Source organism: Kocuria sp. 2SI (genome assembly GCF_005502825.1).
Taxonomy (GTDB): Bacteria; Actinomycetota; Actinomycetes; order Actinomycetales; family Micrococcaceae; genus Kocuria; species Kocuria palustris.
Window position 1 is genome coordinate 1 of the sequence record NZ_SCNB01000045.1, and the last position, 2,824, is coordinate 2,824.

Below are 2,824 nucleotides of genomic sequence, written 5' to 3' on the forward strand. Positions count from 1 at the left end.
ACGGGAAGACACCGCAAGCGGGCCAATTGCTTCGAGAGTCACACCCGGTTCGATACGACCGACATCCATCCTGACCGGCCAGTCCCAGACCAGCCAGATCCAGACTCACAGATGGCCTCGGTGCCACCGTTGCTGGCGCCGTCGGTGTCGAAGTACGCCAGGACCGCCGTCTTCCATTTCCGCAAGGTCCGGCCCAATCTGGCGATCTCCGGAATCGGGCAGGTCGGCAATACCGCGATCAGGTGAGCTGCGAGTCTGCGACCGCGGGCGTGGGTGTCTTGGTGGAACATGTCCCGGACGTCTTGGGCGCACTGGTAGGCGACCTCGACAGCGACATGATCCTCATGCGCGGCGAACGCCGCCTGCAGTCTGGACTGCTGTCTCTCGGTGAGGCGTTCGCGTCCGGCCCGCAGCATGTTGCGGATGCTGTAGAGGGGGTCGCCCTTGCGTCCGCGGTGTCCGAGTGTCTGCTGCTGGATCCGCCGACGGACATCATCAACGGCGCTGGTGGCAAGCTTGACGATGTGAAAAGCATCCAGCACGCACGTGGCGTCTTCCAGCTGATCGTCGATCGCGTTCTTGTACCCCTGGAACGGGTCCAGCGTCGCGACTCGCACCCCGTCGCGGAAGATGGGTCCTCGTGCTGTGAGCCAGTCTTTGTACACGGTGCCGGAGCGTCCAGGGACGAGATCGAGCAGACGCGCTGTCGGGTGTCGACGGCGGGAGAGGTCGACCATTCCGGTCAGCTCTTTCGGCCCCCGTCTGCGAGGATTCGTATGGTGCCAGATGTGCTCGTCCACGCCGAGGACGTCGACACCGTCGAAACGAGACGGATCCGCGGCGGCGTCTGCCAGGCGGGGGCGGATCTGGGACCACAGCGTGTTCCACGTCGTGCCCAACTGGCGGGCCAGCCCCTGGATGGAAGCGTTCTCATACCGCAACTGGCGGATCGCCCAGCTCACTGCGCGGGTGGTCAGCAGGCCGCGCGGGGCTGCTACGTGCGGATTCTGCTCGCTGAAGGACACCACGGTGCAGACGGTCTCGAGGCAGATCCAGCGGCGTTTGCGCCACCGCAGACGTGTCGGGCGTCCCGCCGAAGGAGAATCGATCAGAGTCACGGTCACGCGACCGTGGCCGGTGGCGATGACGCCGCATCCGGGACAGCCGGTGATCGGGTCGCAGCACTCGATGTCCAGCACCCTGCGGCTGCCGGCGACGCGGGCGTCGACGAGGTGCATGTCGGGCAGATCGAGAAGGACGTCACACCTGCTGCAGCGATCCAGAGAAGCAGCGCAGGGGCACGTAGGATGGGGCATAGTCGAGGTCCTTGGTGTGAGCAGAGGTCAGATTCCGCTCATCATCAGGGACCTCGACGTCTATCCCCAGCACCTTCGCCCCATCGGCGCGCCCACACTCAACTCTGAAGGGCCCGATATGAGCATCCTCATCCGGGATCGTTGATTCATGTCGATGTCACGAAGTTCGGCAACATCCCCGACGGCGGTGGACATCGTTACGTAGGTCGGCAGCAAGGCGCACGGAACAAGCTCGCGACTCCGGGATTACCACGAGGAAAAGACCACAAGCCGCGCACCGGAACGGCGTTCGTTCACACAGTCATCGACGACCACTCCCGCGTCGCGTACGCAGAAATTTGGTCGGATGAGCAGGCGAGCACAGCGGTGGGAGTTCTCGAACGCGCCGTGGCCTGGTTCGCCGAACGAGGTGTGACCGTCGAGAGAGTCCTATCCGACAACGGGTCGGCTTACAGATCCCACGCATGGAGGGACTTCTGCGCTCGGCTCGGCATCCGACACAAGCGGACACGCCCCTACCGGCCGCAGACGAACGGGAAGATCGAGCGATTCCACCGCACGCTCGGGGACGGATGGGCCTATGGCAGGTTTTACGGTTCAGAAGCAGAACGACGCCTGGCGCTGCCCGGCTGGCTCCACTTCTACAACCACCACCGACACCACTCTGCGGTTGGCGGCGCACCCTTCGACCGACTCAACAACGTCCCTGGACGTCACAGCTAGTCAACTACGACCCGTGACCATGAGAATGGATGCGTGTGGGAATGCCGGGGGTTCGTCGATCTGATGCCCCTGTCTGTGGTATCCGAGCAGACAAAGGGAAACGACCATCATGCTGAGGTATGGCAAGAGGAGTCTGCGCACATAGTGAACGCGACTCCCGAACGACGCGCGGAGTTCGCCACCACCCGCCAATGCGCGCGACGAGCCCTGCAACGACTAGGCTTCCCACCCGTCGCGATCCCGGTGCAACCGTCCCGGGCACCGGCGTGGCCAGCCGGTGTCGTGGGGAGCCTGACCCATGGAGCGGACCTACGCGCCGCCGCGGTCGCAACCACAGCAACCTGCCGTGCAGTGGGGATCGACGTCGAACCGAACGACGGCCTACCTAACGGCACCCTCGAGCTCATTGCCTCTCCCGTCGAGATCTCGGGGCTGCGCGCACTTGATTCCTTGTGGCCGAAGGTTGCGTGGGATCGTCTCTTGTTCAGCGCCAAGGAGGCCATCTTCAAGGCATGGTTCCCCATGACGGGACACTGGCTGAACTATCACGAATGCACCCTCACCATCGAGTCCGACACCGCAACGTTCACCGGTCGGCTGCATCTAGACAGCAGCATCCGAGCACACTTCGGCATCGACATGGTCGAGGGGCGGTGGGGCATCAGCAAAGGACGGGGCTTAACCCCTGATCTTGGACACGCGGAATCCAGCACGATGCTGGGGAAGCGAGAATCCAAGGATGGCAAGGAAGAACTACACCGACGAGTTCCGTCGCCGGGCGGTGG

General features: G+C 63.8%; 2 protein-coding genes and 2 pseudogenes. 3 read left to right on the forward strand and 1 reads right to left on the reverse strand.

What is annotated here, in order from left to right; genetic code table 11:
- Positions 1-38 precede the first annotated feature (38 nt).
- Positions 39-1,238, reverse strand: a complete 1,200-nt coding sequence (locus FFS25_RS13205; RefSeq protein ID WP_249933914.1) for an ISL3 family transposase — start codon at positions 1,236-1,238, stop codon at positions 39-41.
- Positions 1,239-1,430: 192 nt separating this feature from the next.
- Here FFS25_RS13205 and FFS25_RS13210 point away from each other — a divergent pair.
- The 3 genes and pseudogenes from FFS25_RS13210 to FFS25_RS13215 form a co-directional block, all read left to right on the forward strand.
- Positions 1,431-2,039: pseudogene (locus FFS25_RS13210) on the forward strand (IS481-like element IS5564 family transposase); the annotation flags it as partial.
- Between the two features lie 63 nt (positions 2,040-2,102).
- A pseudogene (locus FFS25_RS14210) lies at positions 2,103-2,357 on the forward strand (4'-phosphopantetheinyl transferase family protein); the annotation flags it as partial.
- Between the two features lie 33 nt (positions 2,358-2,390).
- Positions 2,391-2,824: 4'-phosphopantetheinyl transferase superfamily protein (locus tag FFS25_RS13215; RefSeq protein ID WP_249933915.1), on the forward strand; the 434-nt coding region annotated here is incomplete at its 3' end.